The organism is Runella salmonicolor, from assembly GCF_024158025.1.
Classification (GTDB): Bacteria; Bacteroidota; Bacteroidia; order Cytophagales; family Spirosomataceae; genus Runella; species Runella salmonicolor.
This window is the reverse complement of the sequence record NZ_JAMZEL010000003.1, coordinates 185,233-203,903: the sequence shown is the minus strand read 5'-3', so window position 1 is coordinate 203,903 and position 18,671 is coordinate 185,233. Positions and strand designations below refer to the sequence as shown.

The 18,671-nt window shown below is 47.5% G+C and carries 12 protein-coding genes; 8 read left to right on the top strand and 4 right to left on the bottom strand.

Annotated elements, in window-relative coordinates:
* Nucleotides 1-80: 80 nt before the first annotated feature.
* The 3 genes from NCI00_RS10150 to NCI00_RS10140 all read left to right on the top strand — a co-directional run bounded on the left by NCI00_RS10150 (nucleotide 81) and on the right by NCI00_RS10140 (nucleotide 4,936).
* Entirely contained in the window at nucleotides 81-2,480 is a 2,400-nt protein-coding gene (locus tag NCI00_RS10150; RefSeq protein WP_253527076.1) for a GH92 family glycosyl hydrolase, read from the top strand.
* Nucleotides 2,481-2,598: 118 nt separating this feature from the next.
* The gene (locus NCI00_RS10145) at nucleotides 2,599-3,654 is read left to right on the top strand and encodes a polysaccharide deacetylase family protein (protein ID WP_253527074.1); all 1,056 of its coding nucleotides are present in this window, start codon (nucleotides 2,599-2,601) and stop codon (nucleotides 3,652-3,654) included.
* 112 nt (nucleotides 3,655-3,766) lie between these two features.
* Entirely contained in the window at nucleotides 3,767-4,936 is a 1,170-nt protein-coding gene (locus tag NCI00_RS10140) for a sialidase family protein (RefSeq protein WP_253527072.1), read from the top strand.
* 89 nt (nucleotides 4,937-5,025) lie between these two features.
* Here the strand turns inward: NCI00_RS10140 and NCI00_RS10135 are convergent, their stop codons facing one another.
* On the bottom strand, nucleotides 5,026-5,850 hold the full coding sequence (locus NCI00_RS10135; protein ID WP_253527070.1) for an SGNH/GDSL hydrolase family protein: 825 nt from the start codon (nucleotides 5,848-5,850) through the stop codon (nucleotides 5,026-5,028).
* Between the two features lie 220 nt (nucleotides 5,851-6,070).
* On the opposite strand from NCI00_RS10135, the gene NCI00_RS10130 reads away from it, so the two are divergent.
* The 4 genes from NCI00_RS10130 (at nucleotide 6,071) to NCI00_RS10115 (ending at nucleotide 13,255) form a co-directional block, all read left to right on the top strand.
* Complete coding sequence (locus NCI00_RS10130; protein ID WP_253527068.1) at nucleotides 6,071-8,281, top strand: hypothetical protein; 2,211 nt, start codon at nucleotides 6,071-6,073, stop codon at nucleotides 8,279-8,281.
* 17 nt (nucleotides 8,282-8,298) lie between these two features.
* On the top strand, nucleotides 8,299-10,533 hold the full coding sequence (locus NCI00_RS10125) for a hypothetical protein (RefSeq protein WP_253527066.1): 2,235 nt from the start codon (nucleotides 8,299-8,301) through the stop codon (nucleotides 10,531-10,533).
* Between the two features lie 10 nt (nucleotides 10,534-10,543).
* On the top strand, nucleotides 10,544-11,992 hold the full coding sequence (locus NCI00_RS10120) for a DUF3748 domain-containing protein (protein WP_253527064.1): 1,449 nt from the start codon (nucleotides 10,544-10,546) through the stop codon (nucleotides 11,990-11,992).
* 69 nt (nucleotides 11,993-12,061) lie between these two features.
* Complete coding sequence (locus NCI00_RS10115; RefSeq protein WP_253527062.1) at nucleotides 12,062-13,255, top strand: alpha/beta hydrolase family protein; 1,194 nt, start codon at nucleotides 12,062-12,064, stop codon at nucleotides 13,253-13,255.
* Between the two features lie 85 nt (nucleotides 13,256-13,340).
* Here the strand turns inward: NCI00_RS10115 and NCI00_RS10110 are convergent, their stop codons facing one another.
* On the bottom strand, nucleotides 13,341-14,609 hold the full coding sequence (locus NCI00_RS10110) for a DUF349 domain-containing protein (RefSeq protein WP_166559251.1): 1,269 nt from the start codon (nucleotides 14,607-14,609) through the stop codon (nucleotides 13,341-13,343).
* A gap of 154 nt (nucleotides 14,610-14,763) precedes the next feature.
* Between NCI00_RS10110 and ettA the strand changes: the two genes are divergently transcribed.
* Complete coding sequence (ettA, locus tag NCI00_RS10105) at nucleotides 14,764-16,434, top strand: energy-dependent translational throttle protein EttA (RefSeq protein WP_253527060.1); 1,671 nt, start codon at nucleotides 14,764-14,766, stop codon at nucleotides 16,432-16,434.
* 82 nt (nucleotides 16,435-16,516) lie between these two features.
* Here ettA and NCI00_RS10100 read toward each other — a convergent pair whose 3' ends face one another.
* Both NCI00_RS10100 and NCI00_RS10095 read right to left on the bottom strand, forming a co-directional pair.
* Entirely contained in the window at nucleotides 16,517-17,443 is a 927-nt protein-coding gene (locus NCI00_RS10100; protein ID WP_253527058.1) for a M23 family metallopeptidase, read from the bottom strand.
* Between the two features lie 33 nt (nucleotides 17,444-17,476).
* Nucleotides 17,477-18,493, bottom strand: coding sequence for an NAD-dependent epimerase/dehydratase family protein (locus NCI00_RS10095; RefSeq protein ID WP_253527055.1), 1,017 nt, complete (start codon nucleotides 18,491-18,493; stop codon nucleotides 17,477-17,479).
* Between the last annotated feature and the right edge of the window lie 178 nt (nucleotides 18,494-18,671).

The following is an 18,671-nucleotide window of genomic DNA, read 5'->3' as shown; positions in this document are numbered from 1 at the left end:
GTCGGCATTTAAACGTCGGTAGGGTTCCAAACCCTGCCGACGTTGGTATCATCTCCAAATCAGCGTTCCAATTTGTTCAGATGTTAAAAAAAAACACAATATACTTTGCTTTAGGCATTCTAACGGCCTCACTTTTTTCCTGTTCCGAATCCACCAAAGAACCCGTTGATTACGTAGACCCGTTTATCGGGACAGATTTCTTTGGTCATACCTTTCCAGGGGCTACACTCCCCTACGGAATGGTACAACTCAGCCCCGACCACGACGTCAAAGGGTGGACCTACGCGGCTGGCTATGCCTATCCCGACAGTTCCATCATCGGCTTCAGCCACACGCATTTCAGCGGTGTTGGCATGACCACGGGCGGTGATATTTTGGTGATGCCCACCGTAGGCGACAAAATCCAAACTTCAGCTGGCAGCAAGGAAAACCCTGATTCGGGTTATCGTTCTCGTTACGATAAAAAAGACGAATCGGCCTCACCGGGTTATTACTCTGTGTTGTTAAAAGACGGTAACATCAAAGCCGAGCTCACCGCCACCAAACGCGTGGGTGTACACCGCTATACCTTCCCCGAATCACGAAAATCAACTATTCTGCTCGACATCGGCCACGAAATCGGCGGCAATGCGGAAAGCGGCGAATCGTTGGTAAAAATGACCAATGATTCCACCCTTGAAGGTTACAAAGATGCCAACGGCACGATGGTTTATTTTGTGGCAAAATTCAGCCGCCCGTTTGAATATTACGGTACGTGGGACAATGACTACATCACCCCCGAATCGTCGGAAGGTTATTGGCCGTACAAAAACGAAGAAAAAGGGTTGAATGTAGGCTTTTTTGTAGGTTATAAGACAAAAAAAGGGGACCAAGTTACGGTCAAAGTGGCCATTTCGCACGTGAGTGTAGAAGGTGCAAAAAAGAATTTACAGGCCGAAGTTGCGCATTGGGATTTTGACAAAGTGAAAAACGACGCCCGCGAGACGTGGAATGAAGAACTCAAACGCGTAGCCATCAAAGGCAACAATGAAGCGCAGAAGCAGGTTTTCTACACCGCCTTTTACCGCAGTTTATTGGCTCAATACATCGGGCAAGACGTGGATGGGCAGTACATGGGCATGGACAAAAAAGTGCATACCGCCCAAAAATACGACTTTTACCCTTCGTTTTCGTGCTGGGACACTTACCGTAGCCAACATCCACTCTTGACGCTTATCGCCCCCGATCACGTCAACGATTTTGTTAAATCCATTGCCGCCAAAACCACCGAATTTGGCTGGCTGCCTGCGCAACATTTCCGTAATACGTATCGGCCAAGCATGGTCGGCGACCACCTAATTCCTGTGATCGTTGATGCGTATTTTAAGGGATACCGTGATTGGGACATTGAAGGGTTGTACGCCGCCATGCGTCGCAAAGCCTTGGAATCTCCACCCGCCAATATTCCCGCCTCAGCTGGACGCGCTGGGCTGGCCGATTACATTCGTTTAGGCTACGCCCCCGCCGACCGCACCACCGAATCCGTTCCCAATACCATGGAATTGGCCTACGACGACTGGTGCATTGCCCGATTGGCCGAAGCATTGGGCAAAAAGGAAGACGCGGCATTGTTTTACAAACGCGCCCAGAATTACCGAAACGTATTTGATGCGTCGACGGCTTTTATGCGTCCGCGCCGCGAAAACGGCACGTGGTTGGAAGCCATCGGCACCAATCAACAAACCATTGATTCTGTGGGAGCACATCATTACTACCGATATTTTGACCCGCTATTGGTGGGCCGTCGCCCCAACCGTCATTACACCGAGTCCAACGCGTGGCAATACCTCTGGTCTGTGCAACACGACCCCGCAGGCTTGATTCAATTATTGGGTGGAAATCAAGCATTTAACCAACGTCTTGATACCTTCTTTGCCATGGATGCCTCCATCAGTACGCCCAAATACGTGGGTGTAGTGGGAACCATTGGGCAATATGTCCACGGAAATCAACCATCGCATCACGTAGCGTACTTGTACAATTATGCGGGTGCTCCGTGGAAAACGCAGTATTGGGCCCGCGAAATCATGGAGCGTTTTTACCGCACTGGCCCAGGTGGTTTGTGCGGCAACGAAGACATGGGCTCGCTGTCGTCCTGGTATTTGTTGAGCAGCATGGGCATTTACCCCGTGGCTCCGGGCAGCACCCAATACGCCATTGGTAGCCCGATGTTTGAGGAAATTGAATTTAACGTCGGGAAAGACAAAACCTTTAAAATCATTGCCCAAAACACCTCCTCCAAAAACCGCTATATTCAATCCGCCACGCTCAACGGCAAAGCCTTGGACCGAAGTTGGATCGACCATTCTGAAATCATGGCGGGTGGAGAATTGACGTTTGTAATGGGCGACCAACCCAACAAAATATGGGCGACGAGTAAAAATGCCGCGCCGTATTCGCAGAGTACTTTGTCTACGCAGTCGCTCGGTTCTACCGAGTGACAATTATTACAAGGCCTCCGGCCTGTTGATTCAATAAGGCCGGAGGCCTACCAATAGCCATCACTCGCGGGACGCGAGCGACTGCCGTCAAACACAACAAAAACACCAACCAAACCCCATGATAACCAACCCTTTAAAAACCCTCTTCCTCTTGTTGGCAACGGCCTTCATCAGCCAAGCGCAGCAAACCTACGCCGAAAAACTCGGCTGGCCCAAAGGCGCTAAAGTCGTGATCTTCCACGTGGACGACCCGGGTATGTCGTATTCTTCCAACCAAGGAACCATCAAATCGGTAGAGCAGGGCGTGGCTACGTCGTGCAGCATTATGTTCCCATGTTCATGGTCAGCGAGTTTTGTGAATTACATTCAAAAAAGCAATCCCAATCTGGATGCGGGGGTGCATTTGACGTTGACATCGGAGTGGCGCGATTACCGTTGGGGACCCGTGGCGGGCTTTCAAAACGTACCGAGTTTGGTAGATAAAGAAGGGAATCTGTGGCACGAAGTAGCCCAAGTCGTGAAAAACGGCACGGCCGACGACGTAGAAAAAGAAATCAGGGCGCAGGTGGAAAAAGCATTGCGCATGGGGCTGAAACCCACCCACTTAGACTCCCACATGGGGACGCTCTTTGCGCACGTCCCTTTCATGGAACGTTACATCAAAGTCGGCGTTGAATACGGCATTCCAGTCATGTTTCCGGGAGGGAATAATAAGTTACTGATTGAATGCCAAAATTATCCTGTAATCAAGAAATTGAAAGCTGAAGGCAAATGGCAGGAAGGTATGAAATTGCCCGAACCCGAATTAATCAAAATGACAGGGCCCGTAGGACAGAAAATCTGGCAATCGGGCTTGCCTGTGTTGGATGATTTGCACACCATCAGCGGCGATTGGAAGCCTGAAAAACCCAACCCAACTCCTGAAGAATGGGGCAAATACAAAGCCCAAAAATTCATCGAAACCCTCAACGCCATGCAGCCCGGGTTGGCCATGTTCATCGTCCACAGCAGCGACGTGACCGACGCCTTCAAGCACATCAGCGCCTCGGGCGGCTCTCGCTACGCCGATATGCTCTCGATGATGAATCCCGACCTGAAAGCCTACATCCAATCACAAGGCATCATCCTGACTACGTGGCGTGAAGTGATGGAACGCCGGAAGAAAGTTAAATAATTATTGGACACAGAGTTACACTAAGTTTATCACAGAGTTGCACAAAGAATTTACTCTGAGAAACTCTGTGCCGAACTCCGTGTAACTCTGTGTCCCAAAAAATAACAAAGCAATGAAATCTCTATTTACGTTTGTCTTCTTTCTCATTTTCCAAACGGCTTTTACCCAGTCCCCCATTGTTCGCTCCACGCTGATTTTTCCAGGTCAGGAAAAACACGTTCACGGCAGCAGCTTGGTTCATTTACCCAATGGCGATTTTCTGTCCGTGTGGTTTTATGGAAGCGGTGAGCGCACCGCCGACGACGTCAAAATCATGGGTGCACGTTTGAAAAAAGGCGAAACCGTTTGGAGTGAACCGTTTGAAATGGCCGACACGCCCCACCTGCCCGATTGCAACCCCGTGTTGTTTTTGAACCAACAGGGCAAACTGTTTCTGGTCTGGATTGCGGTACAGGCCAACCAATGGGAACAATCAATTTTGCGTTTTAAAACCTCGACCGATTACGCCAAAAGCGGCCCACCTATTTGGAATTGGCAGGATAATATTTTGCTCAAACCCGACGACAATTTTGCCAAAGAGGTAGCCGAAAAATTCAAGAAACTGCCCGAAAATACCGCAGGTTGGGCGGGTTATGCGCCCAAATACGACAACATGATCGTCGAAGCTGCCAAAGATGCCCCCAAACGCAGCATCGGGTGGATGACGCGTATCAAACCGATGCTGATGGAAAATGGTCGTATTGTGTTGCCGCTGTACTCCGACGGGTATAATTTTTCGCTCATGGCCATTTCCGACGATTTTGGTAAGACGTGGAAACCAAGCCTGCCGCTCGTAGGCCGTGGGCCGATTCAACCCGCGTTGGCAAAACGTAAAAACGGGAACTTGGTGGCGTACCTGCGCGACAGCGGCGACGAGCCTACGCGCGTTCACATCAGCGAATCGTCGGACAAAGGGGAAAGTTGGACGCCCTCCCTCAAAACCGACATTCCCAATACCGCAAGCGTTGAAATATTGACGTTACAGGACGGCAAATGGGCTTTTTTGGGCAACGACATCGACGACGGCCGCTACCGCATGAGCCTGTATCTCTCTGATGATGAAGGGAAAACGTGGAAGTGGAAAACGCGCCTCGAAGACCACGCCCGCGACAAAGGTGGCTATTCGTACCCCTGCCTGATTCAAACGCCTGACGGTTTATTGCACATTACCTACTCCGCCCACGCCGACAACAAAAACAAATCCATTAAATACGTAGTGGTTGACCCTAAGAAGATGAAGTAATCGACTTTATCTTTAACCACTAAGGCACTAAACCACTAGGAAGAGTTAAATCCCTTCGTGATTCTTAGTGCCTTAGTGATTATAAAAACCTACAACTTCTTCAAAATTTTCACCAACTTTTCCGTAATCACCTCATAGCCCGCGTCCGAAGGGTGCAGGCCGTCGTAGGTCATAGCAATGGACTCGACGGGGTAAGGATATTCGTCAGTTTCGGGGTTGAAAGGAACATCAATAAAATCAGGATAAGCGTAGTTTTTGTACGCGCCCGTTTGCGGGTCTTTCAGCCGTTTGTACTTCACCAACTTCTTCACACTTAAGCGTTTGGTGTTGTACAAATCAATTACTTTCAGTTTTTCATGCTTCCCAATCGCGTTGATGGCCTCCGCAAACTGACCGAGCATTTGCCCTTTTTTCTCTTTGTACGAACCGTACGCATTGTTTTTCATATTGGCGATGTACACAAAATCGACCCGCTGCATGGGCGTCATCAATATGATTTTAGCGTCAGGATTCAGGCGACGAAGTTTGTCGATAATGATGCGAAACGAACCGTAGAGCGTTTCATAGCCAGCGTTGTTTTCATAATCGGCCAAAGTACCCAACGGTCGCCCACCCCACCAATCGTTTGTCCCCAAAAAAACGGTGTACACATCGGCTTTTGTCAGGTTGAGCGTTTCTATTTTCTCCGCGATTCGGGCCGCCGTCCAGCCGTTATAGCCTTTGTTAATGTATTCAATGTGAGGCAGTTTCTCCACCACCCGCGTCATGTAGCCTTTCGTAATTCGGTTGCCAGTTTCGTTTTGGTGTTCGTTCAGGTAGGTGATGGAGTCGCCGATGGCCACCCACGTGATTTTTTCGGTGGAGAATGAGCTGAAGACTCCAACGAGGACAATCAACGCAATGATTTTTTTCATGCCTAAAGTTAAATTGGGTGTATACTTTCTTCCAAAAGCCTTCAGGCGCGTTTTTATCCTTGCTTATTTGGTTTGGATATACCATCAAAGCGACGTGATTTTCGCTTTTTTCTTCTGCCAAATAGCCCTTGCCGCTGGATGCACCGTATTATGAACGTTCAATATCTACACCATCCATTGACCAAAACAATCTAACAAGTTCAACACCAATTCCCATTTTATGAAGTACGGACTATTTTTAATGGGCGCGCTATTTTGCTCGTCCCTGACGTTTGCTCAAAAACCTAAGCAGCCTGTGCACAAAGACATTCCTTTTGTGCAGGATTACAGCATCAAATACTATTTCAAAGACGCCACCGAGCCGCTTAAAGTTTATACCGACCCTAATGGAGCCATCAAGGTCAGCACCAAAGCAGGCTTGTACCAATTGTACGCGGGGCAATTTTTGTACCCCGGCACGTTGGAAAAAGACGTTTCGTACCGACCCATCGCCGATAAGAAAATCGCCAATTTGGGCTTGTACCAACACCAGTTTGTAATGATCGATGACAAAGCCGTGTTGAGCAACGCATGGGCGGGCAAGCTTTTCACCAAACATTCATTGTCAGACGCCTATCTGTTGGCGGGCGGCAAGGACTTCAGCTTTTTGATTTCCAACAGTTCGCAATTGGAATACCTTCCCAAAGAAGGAACGTCGTGGAAAGAGAGCATCAGCAACGGTAAGGTACTGGATTTAAAATACGATGCCAGCAGCGATTTGTTTTACGCGCTTTCCGAAAACGCCGTTTATTCGGTTTCGGGAAAAGACAAAAAGCTGCAAAAAATCTATTCGGCCAACGACCTGACTTGCTTTGAGTTGTTTTCAGGAAAAATCGTGGTCGGCACCAAAAACGGCTACCTCGAATTGGACAAAACGGGCAAGGTCGTCACGCCCCTTCAGCAAAAACTCCCTTGGACGGAACTGACCTGTATCGCAGTCATTGACAATCAGTTGTGGTTTGGCTCTACTTTGGGGGCGTTTATGCGCAAGCCCGACGGCAAGTTTAATTACTACGCCTCCGAGCGCTGGATTCCTTCCGACAAGGTGGCCCACATTGCCAAAGGCGACGATAATTCGGTGTTAATCTTGACCGACAAAGGCGTGGGTAAAATCGTTTTTACGAAAATGACCTTGCAGGAAAAAGCTGAATTTTACGACAAGCAGGTGCGCACCCGCCACATCCGCAACGGTTTCAACGGTACGTTGGCTCGGATGAAAAACGGCAATTTGGCCACGGGCACATTACAAGATTCCGACAACGACGGCCTTTGGACTTCGATGTATTTGGGCGGCGAGATTTTCCGCTACGCGGCCACTAAAGACCCCAAAGCACTGCAAAACTGCCGCGAATCGCTGGATGCGATGGAGCGACTTTACACCATCAACGACGTGCCTGGCTTTCCGTCAAGGTCGTTTGAGCGTACTGGTTATAAATACGAAGACAAACCCTGGCGTCGTAGCTCCGACCCCGAATGGGATTGGAAATCAACCACAAGCAGCGACGAGGTCATTGGGCACATTTTCGCCTTCGGGGCCATGGCCGAATTGATTGAGGACAAAGACCTCAAATCGCGCTCCATTGCGCTGATTGATACACTGATGAGTCACATTATCAAAAATGATATGTACTTGGTGGACTGGGACGGCAAGCCTACGCTGTGGGGAAAATGGCATCCAGATTACGTCAATTCGTTTCCAATTAACGTTGGCGACCGTAAACTGAATTCGTCCAATATAGTAGCCATGCTACAAACCGCCTATCATTTTACAAAAAAAGAAAAATACAAAACCAAGGCGTTTGAACTCATGAAAAAACACGGGTACTACGAAAACCTGATGCGCCCCATGAAAACCATCGGCCAAGCACCCGCTAATTCCAATGACTGGAGCAAAATGCTCTCTGGCGATTGGAACCACTCCGACGATGAAATGTATTACATGGGCTACTGGGGCCTGTATCGCTACGCCTTCAACGACACGCTCAAGGCCAATTACAAAAAAGCCATCGTGGATCATTGGCAGTTTGAGCGCCCCGAAAAAGACGGACTTTGGAACATTCTGACGGCCATTACGGGCATTCAGGATTTTGATTTGGAAGAATCTGTGTGGTTTTTGCAAGAATATCCGCTAGACATGATTGATTGGACGGTCAAAAACAGCCACCGCAAAGACATCGAAATGTTGCCGCCGAATTTTATAGAACAACTTACCAAAGAAGTACTTCCCCCCGACGAAGTAGGCATGATTCGCCATAACAACAGCCGTTTTATGCTCGACCGAAACGGGCGGGGAAGCTCAGAATTAAGCGCGGGCGATACATGGCTGCTGCCGTATTGGGCAGGGCGGTATCTGGGCGTCATCAGCGGCCCCACAACGGCAACCCAAAAGTAGTTTAACGCTTCCCGTTTATGAACTTTAAAAAGTATTTTTTAGTGTTTCTCAGTGCCGTAGTTTGGAGCAGTATGTCTGCACAAACTACGGCCAATACCGCTTACCCTGACCGACCATTTTTGCAAGATTTCAGCGTAAAGCATTACTTACAAGACAGTTCTGTCAAACTTCAAAGGGTTTTTACCGATAAAAACGGCAAAGTGCGGATTCTTTCCTCGGTGGGAATTTTACAGCCCCACGGCGGACAATTTCAATATCCAGGCACGCTCCGCACCGACCGTTCGTACCTCCCGATGGTCGAAAAGAAACTCGTGGATATGACTGTGTATGAAAACCAGTTTGTGTATTTGGACGACAAAGCCGTATTTAGCAACGCTTGGGCGGGAAATTTGTACGCAAAACACGAGACAGCCAACGCCCGACTTTTTTGTGCAGGCCCTGATTTCACCTTTCTGGTGTCCAATGGTAAAAACTTGAAAATTATTCAGGATGCTAAAGTCTTGGATGAAAAAATGCTTTCGGGCAAAGAAGCCTTAGACATCCGTTTTGATTCGCCCAACAATCGCTTTTTGATTCTCAACAATCAATCCATTGAAGCTTATTCACTGGCGACCAAAGAACTAAAAACCGTTTTTCAGGGAAAAGATTTTACCTGTTTTGAAGTCGCTAACGGTAAGATTTACGTCGGAACCCATAACGGCTATTTTGTGCTTCAAGCTGATTCTTTCAAACCCTTGGGCGAGATTCAGCGAAAACTTCCCAGTACTGATTTGACCGCCGTAGCCGTGGTTCATGGGCAAGTCTGGTTTGGCTCCACATTGGGCGCATTTATGCTGCGGCCCGAGGGTGGCTTTAATTATTATTTTGGTGAACGATGGATTCCTGACAATCGCGTTGTACATATTTCGGCGGGTGAAGACAAAAACGTAAATATCCTGACTACCAAAGGATTGGGTGAAATCCATTTTCAATCCATGACACTGTACGACAAAGCCCTCGTATACGAAAAACAGGTTCGTCAACGACACATACGGTACGGGTTTAATTGCGACGTTTCGACCCTGAAACACGGCGATTTATCCACCTTCGAAATGGGCCAGCGCGACAGCGATAACTTATGGACATCTATGTATTTAGTCAGCCAATTGTTTCGTTACAAGGTCACGGGCGACAAAGAAGCCCTCGACAATTGCCTCGAATCCTTTGAGGCCATGCAGCGTCTTTTCAGCATTACGGGCATGAAAGGTTATTTTGCGCGGGGGTTTGAACGTCGCGGTTTCTTCAAATTCAAACCCGAACGTTGGGACGGAGGCATGACCAACGGTTGGGTAAAATCTTCGAATGACGAATGGGACTGGCGCGGCACTACAAGCAGTGACCAAACCGTCGGACAGATGTTTGCGCTGACGCTTTTGGCTCAAACCATGGAGGGTGAAGTCAAACAAAAAGCCGTGACAATGATGGACCAACTCATGACCAATATCATCGAAAACGACTGGTATCTGATTGATTTTGACGGAAAACCCACCCTCTGGGGCAAATGGAATCCCGAATACGTCAACGGTTTCCCTAAAAATGTAGGCGACCGAAAGTTGTACGCTTCCAACATCATCGGATTTTTGCAAACGGCGTATCATTTCACCAAAAAAGAAATCTACAAGCAGAAAGCTTACGAATTGATGAACAAACATGGCTATCTGGAAAACTTGCTCCGCCCCATGAAAGAACTCGGCCAAGTGACCGAAGCCGATGGAAAACTGGCGGCCGAGCTCTCGGAAGAATGGAACCACTCCGACGACGAAATGTATTTTTTGGCTTACTGGTGTCTGTACCCTTACGCCTTTACGCCCGAATTGAAGAAGCAATACGCCGCCGCCATCAAAGAACATTGGAACCTAGAACGCCCCGAAAAAAATGGTTTATGGAACCTCTGCTACGCCATGACGGGAGCCCAGGAATTTGACAAAGCCGAAACCATCTGGTTTTTGAAAGAATTTCCGCTGGATATGATTGAATGGCAGGTCATAAACAGCCACCGTAAAGACATTGAGCCGATTCCTGCTAATTTTCGTGGTCAAACCATTAAGCAAGTTTTGCCGCCCGACGAACGTCCAGAACTAAAACACAATCGAAATCTCTTCAAACTCGACCGTAGCACCAACGGACAAAGCGAGTTGAGCGCAGGTGATTCGTTTTTGTTGCCTTACTGGATGGGACGATATTTGAAAGTAATCAGTGCGCCAACTCGTTGATTTAAAACCAATGAATATTCAACCATTTTTCCAAAATCAGCAGACTTTCCAAGATTTTAAAAACGGGGACGCCCAGTCTTGGAAAGTCTCTATCTTACTCCTCTCCCTTGCTATGTATTCCTGCAATGATTCTACCTATCTAGCTGAAAAACAGCTTACCCATGACCTAAGTTACAACCACGACTTAGACAACAACGACAACTTTTCGCCCGACAACCAATGGCTGGTTTACGACACTCGCACCGAAGAAGGCGGCATTGCAGCGTCGGCTAAAATTGAAAAAGTAAACGTCGAAACGGGCGAAAAGAAAGTATTATATGCACTTCCTAACAACGCAGAATGGGGCCCCGGCGCGGGAGCCGTGAGTTATTCTCCCGTCGATAATTCCGTGGTGTTTATTCACGGATTGATGAGTGTAACCCAAGAAAATCCGTATCAACAATGGCGGCGTACGGGCGTCATTATCAACGATTCTGCTCCCAATGTGCCCGTCTTTATGGATGCCCGCGATATTACACCACCTTATACCAAAGGCGCATTGCGCGGTGGCACCCACCGCCATGAGTGGAGCGGCGACGGGCAGTGGATTGGCTACACCTACAACGACGCGGTTTTGAAGGCATTGGAAGACAAAACAGGCGCAAAACACAACTTACGCACCATCGGCGTTTCTAAAAGAAATATGCCCGTAAAATTGGAGAAAGACGCGCAGGGAGATAATGTTTCGGGCGAGTGGTTCAGTGCCTTGGTGGTTCGGGTAACGCCCAACCCCAGGCCCGCTTCGGACGAAATCAGCCACGCAGCAGGAGACAGTTGGGTCGGAACAAAAGGTTATTTAAAACCCGACGGAACGCGCCAAATCGCCCGGGCGTTTATCGGAAAAGTGAAAGACAAAAACAGCAAAGACGTAGATGAAGTATTCATTGTAGATATTCCAAACGACATCACCATCCCCAGCGAATTTGGTCCTTTGGAAGGAACAGATACGACTTTCCCGATGCCACCCAAAGGCACCGTTCAGCGCCGACTTACTTTTACGGCCAATACCCCTCAGGCGGGTTGTACAGGCATTGTTAGGTCGTCGGCCGATGGTAGTATGTTGGCTTTTTTAGCAAAAGATGCGCAAGGGATTCAACAGATTTTTACCGTTTCGCCCCAAGGCGGCACCCCTGTTCAAGTCACTTTTCACGACAAAAACGTAGAAGGCAGCGTGCGTTGGCATCCCCGTGGAAAACAGATTAGCTACGTTTGGGAAGGCAGCATTGTTTTGTGTAAAATCGGCAACGAGCCTTTTGAAAATCGGTTTCAGGTACTGACAAAACCAACAAATCCATCGCCATCCAATCTTGTTTGGTCGCACGATGGCGCCGTCCTTGCTTTCAATAGAATGATTGAAGACGCAAAAGCAGGCAAATCCAAGCAAATTTTCGTTATTAAGCCGTCAAATGTTGGAAATTAGAGGCAACTTTCGGGGCTGTTTATGCGTTTAGTTTAAGATTATAAACCAACGTTTATTGCCCAATATCGCATGAAATCTACCCAAAAACGCTTTTACGCTCTTTTCCTTGTCGTCGTTGTACTGGTCAGTGGTTGTAACAGAAACGCCAATGACCTCATTCCTGAAGACCAATATTTGGTCAGCAGCACCCTTATCGGTGAATTTACCAAGGAGCAATTGGCCCAACGTATCACTTCTGGTGATCCTAGCCTTGCGGGCATCGCCCCTTTCCTTCAGAATGGCATCAAGGTCTACAAACTGGTTTACAAAACGAAAAACACCGACGGCAAAGAAATTCAGGCATCGGGGGCGTTTTTGTTTCCCGTAAAATCAGGCGCAACGCCCATGATTAGCGTCCAACATGGCACCATTCGCAACGACCAAGAAGCTCCCTCTTACTTCGCTACCAATAGCGAAGCCAACATTGCGGGTTCTTTGTTTGCCGCTTTGGGATATATTATTGCGTACCCAGATTACATCGGATTTGGGGCCTCCAATAACGTTCCGCACCCATACGAGCACCGCGAAAGTCTCGCTTCGGCGTCGTTGGATATGATACGCGCTTCCAAGGAGTTCATCCGTCAGCAGAGTATCGCTTGGGATGAACGGTTATACATTGCGGGCTATTCGGCGGGTGGATACGCCACCATGTCGTTGCAAAAGAAAATTGAAGAAGAAACGGGCACTGAATTCAACCTACGAGCCTCCAGTTGTGGCGCAGGTGCTTATGACAAAACCGCCTTCATGAAGTACTTAATCAGCACAAAAACGGGCGGCACGGTCAATTACAACCAGCTTTATGTATGGGTCACCCTGACTTACGACCGCATTTATAACCTGAATCGGCCTTTAACGCAATACTTTAAGGAGCCGTGGGCTGGCTTGATCCAGAAAGACAAAGAGAAAGCAAATGTAAACGTTAGTTTCAACACCATTTTTACGGATGCTTTTGCCAAAGGAATTGCGGACGGGACCGATACTGGGTTTCTAAACGCCGTCAAAGACAACGACGTGTATGATTGGAAGCCAAAAACGCCCACGCGCCTCTATCACGGAGACGCCGACCAATTGGTGTTTTATTTCAACTCCGTCAACGCCCTCAATGCCATGAAAGCACGGGGTGCCACCAACGTATCCCTTATCACCCTCAAAGGCAAAGATCACGCCACGGCCGTTCAGGATTTTCTTTTGGGTACGTATGAGTTTTTCTCTTCAACACAATAAAAAACGCACACAAAAAAGACGCAGAGGAGCAAAGCAATAAACTTTGTCACTCTGCGTCTTTGCGTGAGTCAATTTTTTACAAATACTACTTCATCTGCGCCTTAAACTCTTCTAAAATCTTCTCCTTCATCGTTATTTTACGACGCTGAATGTTGATTTTACCCATCATCTGGCGTTCAGCTTCGGGGTCGGGCGGCATGTTTTGTGCGCTGGCAATGGTCACTTCCAAATCCGCTTTTTCGCGTTTGATGAGCCATTCCATTTCACGCGTTTTGATATTGAGCTGATCTTCAGGTGAGCGAATCTCAAACGCAGGGTATTTGCGCGAGATAACCCGGGCGAGGTAGCTTAATTCAAAAATTTTGTCACAGGCCGAACGGAAACGCTCCGCTACCATTTTATCGCCCACGCGGGGTGGAAGGCGAATCTCCTTCCATTGATTAAGCAACACTTTTGCACGTTCGGAAGCCTGAATAATATCACTTGAACGGGCCAATTGCTCCGCTTCACGGCACATTTCACGCTGCTTGGTCACGAGCGGGTTTTCGTAGGTCTGTACCACGATACCTTTGACGCGGTTGTACTTGTCAACGATGCGTTGGTTAGACCGTTTGAATTGCTTGTAGAGTTTTGCCGAGCGTTTTACGGGAATTTCGCCTACTTCTTTCCATTCGGCACGAATCTGCCGCAACTGACGACTGGCTTCTTCCACGTCGTACATCCGTACCAACATATCCGACTTGGCAATCAACTCGGTATAGCGTTCGATACGGTCGGCAATGGTGCGATTTTGCTCCGAGAAGAAATCCCGGCGCTGTTGGAAGAAAGTATCCAACAAGGTTTGGAAAGTGCCTTCAATTTCTTCCTGATACTCTTTATCAACGGGACCAGTACGAATCCATTTGGATTTGATTTCCTGAAGCAGGTCAGTGGCTCCTTGCCAATCATCCCCGATTACCGTAACGGCCCGGGTTTCATCCAACAAAGCACGTTTGATTTCGAGATTTTTCTCCTGATTAATTTTGATTAAATCTTCGAGTACCGTTTCAAGCTTATCCAAGCGTTCTAGCAACGGGATAAAATCTCCCAGTCCGTCAAAACTGAGTAATTTTTTACGAAGTTGTACCAGTTTGGTCAGGTAAGAGCCCTTGTTTTGGGCTTCTTCAACGTCATGTTCGAGTTGTTCTACTTTTCCGGAAGCAATATTGAAGCGGTTTTTGAAATAATCAATGGCTTCCTGCTCTGTTCGTTTTACTTCGCCGATTTGGCGATCTGGGTTACCTAAATACCCTTTTAAGAATACCTTGCCGTCTTTGACATAGCCGTATTCGTCCATTAAGGTGGCGTTTTCCATTGCAATCTTACTTTTTTATCTGCTTTAAAGGTTTTGGTGGGTGTAAAGTTAAACGTTCGGGCCTAAATGTAATCAGAAAAAACCCATTTACCTGCCCTGTTTAACAATTAACTCCTATTTTTAACGATATTTGCCTCCACAAAATAAGCAAAAAATGAGTAACGAAACTATTATTTTCTCAATGTCGGGGGTAAGTAAAGTAATCCCCCCCAACCGACAGATTATTAAAAACATCTACTTATCCTTTTTCTACGGTGCCAAGATAGGCGTTTTGGGTTTAAATGGTGCGGGAAAATCCACTCTTCTCCGCATTATTGCGGGTGTAGACAAAAATTATACCGGAGAGGTAGTTTTCTCACCGGGATATTCCGTCGGAATGCTCGACCAAGAGCCCCAATTTGACCCCACCAAAACCGTTCTGGAAGTAGTACAGGAAGGAACGCAAGAAGTGGTCGATTTATTGAAAGAATTTGATCAAATAAATGAAGCATTTGGTGACCCCGATGCCGATTTTGACAAACTGCTCGAACGCCAAGGAGAAGTTCAGGAAAAACTCGACACCCTCGACGCCTGGGATTTGGACAGCAAACTCGAACGCGCCATGGATGCCCTCCGGTGCCCGCCACAAGATGCTCTCATTGCCAATCTCTCGGGTGGTGAAAAACGCCGCGTGGCCCTCTGCCGTTTGTTGCTCAAAAAACCCGACGTGCTTCTCCTCGACGAGCCTACCAACCACTTGGATGCTGAGTCGGTGTTGTGGTTGGAAGAGCACCTCCGCCAATACGAAGGAACGGTCATTGCCGTTACCCACGACCGCTATTTTCTGGACAATGTGGCCGGTTGGATTCTCGAACTAGACCGTGGTGAGGGGATTCCTTGGAAAGGGAATTATTCTTCTTGGTTGGAACAAAAACAAAATCGTTTAGCCAAGGAAGAAAAGCAGGAATCAAAACGCCAAAAATCCCTGCAACGCGAACTTGAATGGGTACGAATGGCTCCCAAAGCCCGTCAGACCAAATCGAAAGCGCGTTTGAGCGCCTACGAAAAACTGCTCGACGAAGATGGCAAGCAAAAAGAAGAAAGATTGGAACTTTATATCCCTTCTGGACCCCGTCTGGGCAACAAAGTGATTGAAATGGAAGGCGTTTCGAAAGCCTATGGCGACAAACTATTGTTCGAAAACCTGACCTTTTCTCTACCTCCCGCTGGGATTGTGGGTATCATCGGGCCAAACGGTGCGGGTAAATCTACTCTTTTTAAACTCATAACGGGGCAGGAAATACCCGACAAAGGAACCATCACCATCGGCGACACGGTTCAAATCGCGTACGCCGACCAAGAACATAATCAACTGGAAGCGGGAAAAACGGTATTTCAGCAGATTTCGGAAGGCAACGAATGGATTATCTTGGGCGGTAAGCAGTCCAACGCCCGGGCGTATGTGAGCCGTTTTAACTTTTCGGGCAGCGATCAGGAAAAGAAAATCGGCAACCTCTCGGGGGGCGAGCGCAACCGCGTTCACCTAGCCATGATGCTCAAAGAAGGCGGAAACGTTTTGCTGCTCGATGAGCCAACCAACGACCTGGACATCAACACCTTACGCGCACTAGAAGAAGGTCTTGAAAATTTTGCAGGCTGTGCGGTCATCATCTCCCACGACCGTTGGTTCTTGGATCGACTTTGTACGCACATTCTGGCTTTTGAAGGCGACTCTCAAGTGTATTGGTTTGAAGGAAACTTCTCAGATTACGAAGAAAACCGCCGCAAGCGTCTCGGCACCGACGCCACTCCGACGCGTATCAAATACAAAAAATTGATGGCCTAAAGATTCTGCACTTCCCGAAAGTTTAACGAAAATTTGTAGCTTTCGGGAAGTGTAAAAGCAAAGTTCTGTCAACGCTTTATTTTTATTGTTTCGCCTCTTTCCACTTTTTCAATTCGCGCTTCGACATTTCCTGCGTCACAATGCTTTCTGGGAAATCAGACGTATAAAAAGCCCCCTGTTGAAGAACCACCCCCGCAGGATGGGTCGTGGTATAAAAAGTAGGAACTAAGTAGGTAAAAGAATGGGCTTCGGTAAAAGCCTTTGCTTTGTCTAAATAGTAAACCGTAAATTGCGCAAGCGTATTTCCTTCAAAAGTATCGTCAGCCACAATACCCAGCGGCTGTCCTGCTTCCACTGATTGGCCGGGTTTCACCATGATTGTGCCCATTTTGAAGCGATTGTAGCGTCCAAAAGTGCCATCTTGATGAAAGATTTCGACAAAATTGGTATTGGTAGAAAACCAAACCTCTTCTGAGTGCGTCGCAAATTCGTTTTTAATCTCACTAACGACCCCGCGCCGCGCCGCAAAAACGGTATCTCCTTTTTGCATTTGAAAAGACATCCCGTAAAAATTAGTCACTTTCTTCCCGCCCAACACTTCAACAATATTTTGGGTCTGATTGGCTCGATGAGCTTCTTTTTTTGAAAAAGGAAACAAGTAAATAAAAGGTTTGGGCGGTTTGTTGAGTAAGCGACCTTTTAAGGTTTTGTAACCGAATTGAAAAGACACTCCTTGGTTAGCCTGCGTGGGTTTAATGGTAAATAAGCTCCCGTTACCCGACGAAACAGAGCTTAAATAAGGCAATACACAAGAGCAACTTCCTCCCTGCAAACTCGTAAACTCCACCCTAACGGCGTAGTCGCAGTAATTGGGGTTTTTGTATTGGAACGTGTATTCATTCTTAGCCTCGTCTCTGGTATAAGTTATTTCAATCGGATTTGATTGGCTAAAAGTCTGCGTGATTGACAAATTGCTTAAAAAAATCAGGATTAAAAGCGTCCGTTGCATAAGAATGAAGAGAGATTGTTTAGTAGAGGATTGTTATTTTGTCAGAAACGCGCACACCCGATTCACGGTTTCATCCAATGTTTTGTAGTCAATGCCAAGGGCTTTTTGGATTTTCTGCCCGTCATAAACAAGTTTGGTTCGGGCAGTTTTGGCCGTTTCTTTGGTGATGAGCGGTTTGCTGCCCGTGAGCCACGAGCGCAGCGCTTCTACCCGCCAGATGGTCTCGGCCATGAAAGAAGATACCACTTTTGAAGGCGGTTGCTTGCCAAAGGCCGTGGCTATTTTGGTAAACAACTCGCGGTACGTCACATGGCCAGCGCTCAGGATGTAGCGTTCATTTTTGATGTCAGAAAACAACAACTTTACAATCACCTCGGCGACATCTTCCACGTCTACGTAGTTGATTAGTCCTTCGGTGTAGTATTTTTTTTCGTCGTATACGTATTTAAACAACTGCGTGCTGCTGCGTTGCCAATCGCCTTCCCCCAATACCATGCTTGGATTGACCACCACCGCCGCTAGTCCCTCCGCCACTCCTCGCCATACTTCCAGCTCGGCCAAATACTTACTTTTGCCATAGTTTGAATTCAGCGGCGATTCTTCCCATTTTTGATTTTCATCAATCACAGACACATCTCCTGGGGCTACTTTGTTGGGGTCGGGCCTTCCTAATGCGGCTACGGAACTAACAAAGGCTAGTTTTTTGATTCCTTCTTCCAATGCCGCATTGACTACGTTGGCGGTTCCGTTCACATTTATATCGTACATTCGGGTACGGTCGCGGGGAATAAAAGAAACAATTGCGGCGGTATGAATGGCATACGTCACTCCCGCAAAAGCTTCTTCGAGCGATATGACGTCTAGCACATCCCCTTCAATCCATTCAATCCCCGCCTGAATGTCTTTCACTAAACGCATATCGCTGTCGGGACGTTTTAACCCCCTGACACGATAGCCTTCCTTCAACAAACGACGAGCCACGGCACTACCGATAAGGCCATTTGTTCCCGTTACAAATACAATCGGATTAGAATCAGTTAGGTGTTTCAAGTATCAAGCAGTTTGGTTATTTTTAGTAGCGCAAAGGTAAAGAATCTAGTTCCACATCAGCCTATCTTTCTCAGGATTGACGAAGGGTTTCGTAAGAATACACAAAAACTGTCAGCTCCGGTCTGTGAGACTGTCTACTATTTTAAGTAACTTTCGGCCCATTTTCAGAAAGAGAACA

What these genes read in the sequence shown, in the direction of transcription:
- NCI00_RS10150 (WP_253527076.1), top strand. Translation starts at nt 81, where the DNA reads ATGTTAAAAAAAAACACAATATACTTTGCTTTAGGCATTCTAACGGCC.
- NCI00_RS10145 (WP_253527074.1), top strand. Translation starts at nt 2,599, where the DNA reads ATGATAACCAACCCTTTAAAAACCCTCTTCCTCTTGTTGGCAACGGCC.
- NCI00_RS10140 (WP_253527072.1), top strand. Translation starts at nt 3,767, where the DNA reads ATGAAATCTCTATTTACGTTTGTCTTCTTTCTCATTTTCCAAACGGCT.
- NCI00_RS10135 (WP_253527070.1), bottom strand. Translation starts at nt 5,850, where the DNA reads ATGAAAAAAATCATTGCGTTGATTGTCCTCGTTGGAGTCTTCAGCTCA.
- NCI00_RS10130 (WP_253527068.1), top strand. Translation starts at nt 6,071, where the DNA reads ATGAAGTACGGACTATTTTTAATGGGCGCGCTATTTTGCTCGTCCCTG.
- NCI00_RS10125 (WP_253527066.1), top strand. Translation starts at nt 8,299, where the DNA reads ATGAACTTTAAAAAGTATTTTTTAGTGTTTCTCAGTGCCGTAGTTTGG.
- NCI00_RS10120 (WP_253527064.1), top strand. Translation starts at nt 10,544, where the DNA reads ATGAATATTCAACCATTTTTCCAAAATCAGCAGACTTTCCAAGATTTT.
- NCI00_RS10115 (WP_253527062.1), top strand. Translation starts at nt 12,062, where the DNA reads ATGAAATCTACCCAAAAACGCTTTTACGCTCTTTTCCTTGTCGTCGTT.
- NCI00_RS10110 (WP_166559251.1), bottom strand. Translation starts at nt 14,609, where the DNA reads ATGGAAAACGCCACCTTAATGGACGAATACGGCTATGTCAAAGACGGC.
- ettA (WP_253527060.1), top strand. Translation starts at nt 14,764, where the DNA reads ATGAGTAACGAAACTATTATTTTCTCAATGTCGGGGGTAAGTAAAGTA.
- NCI00_RS10100 (WP_253527058.1), bottom strand. Translation starts at nt 17,443, where the DNA reads ATGCAACGGACGCTTTTAATCCTGATTTTTTTAAGCAATTTGTCAATC.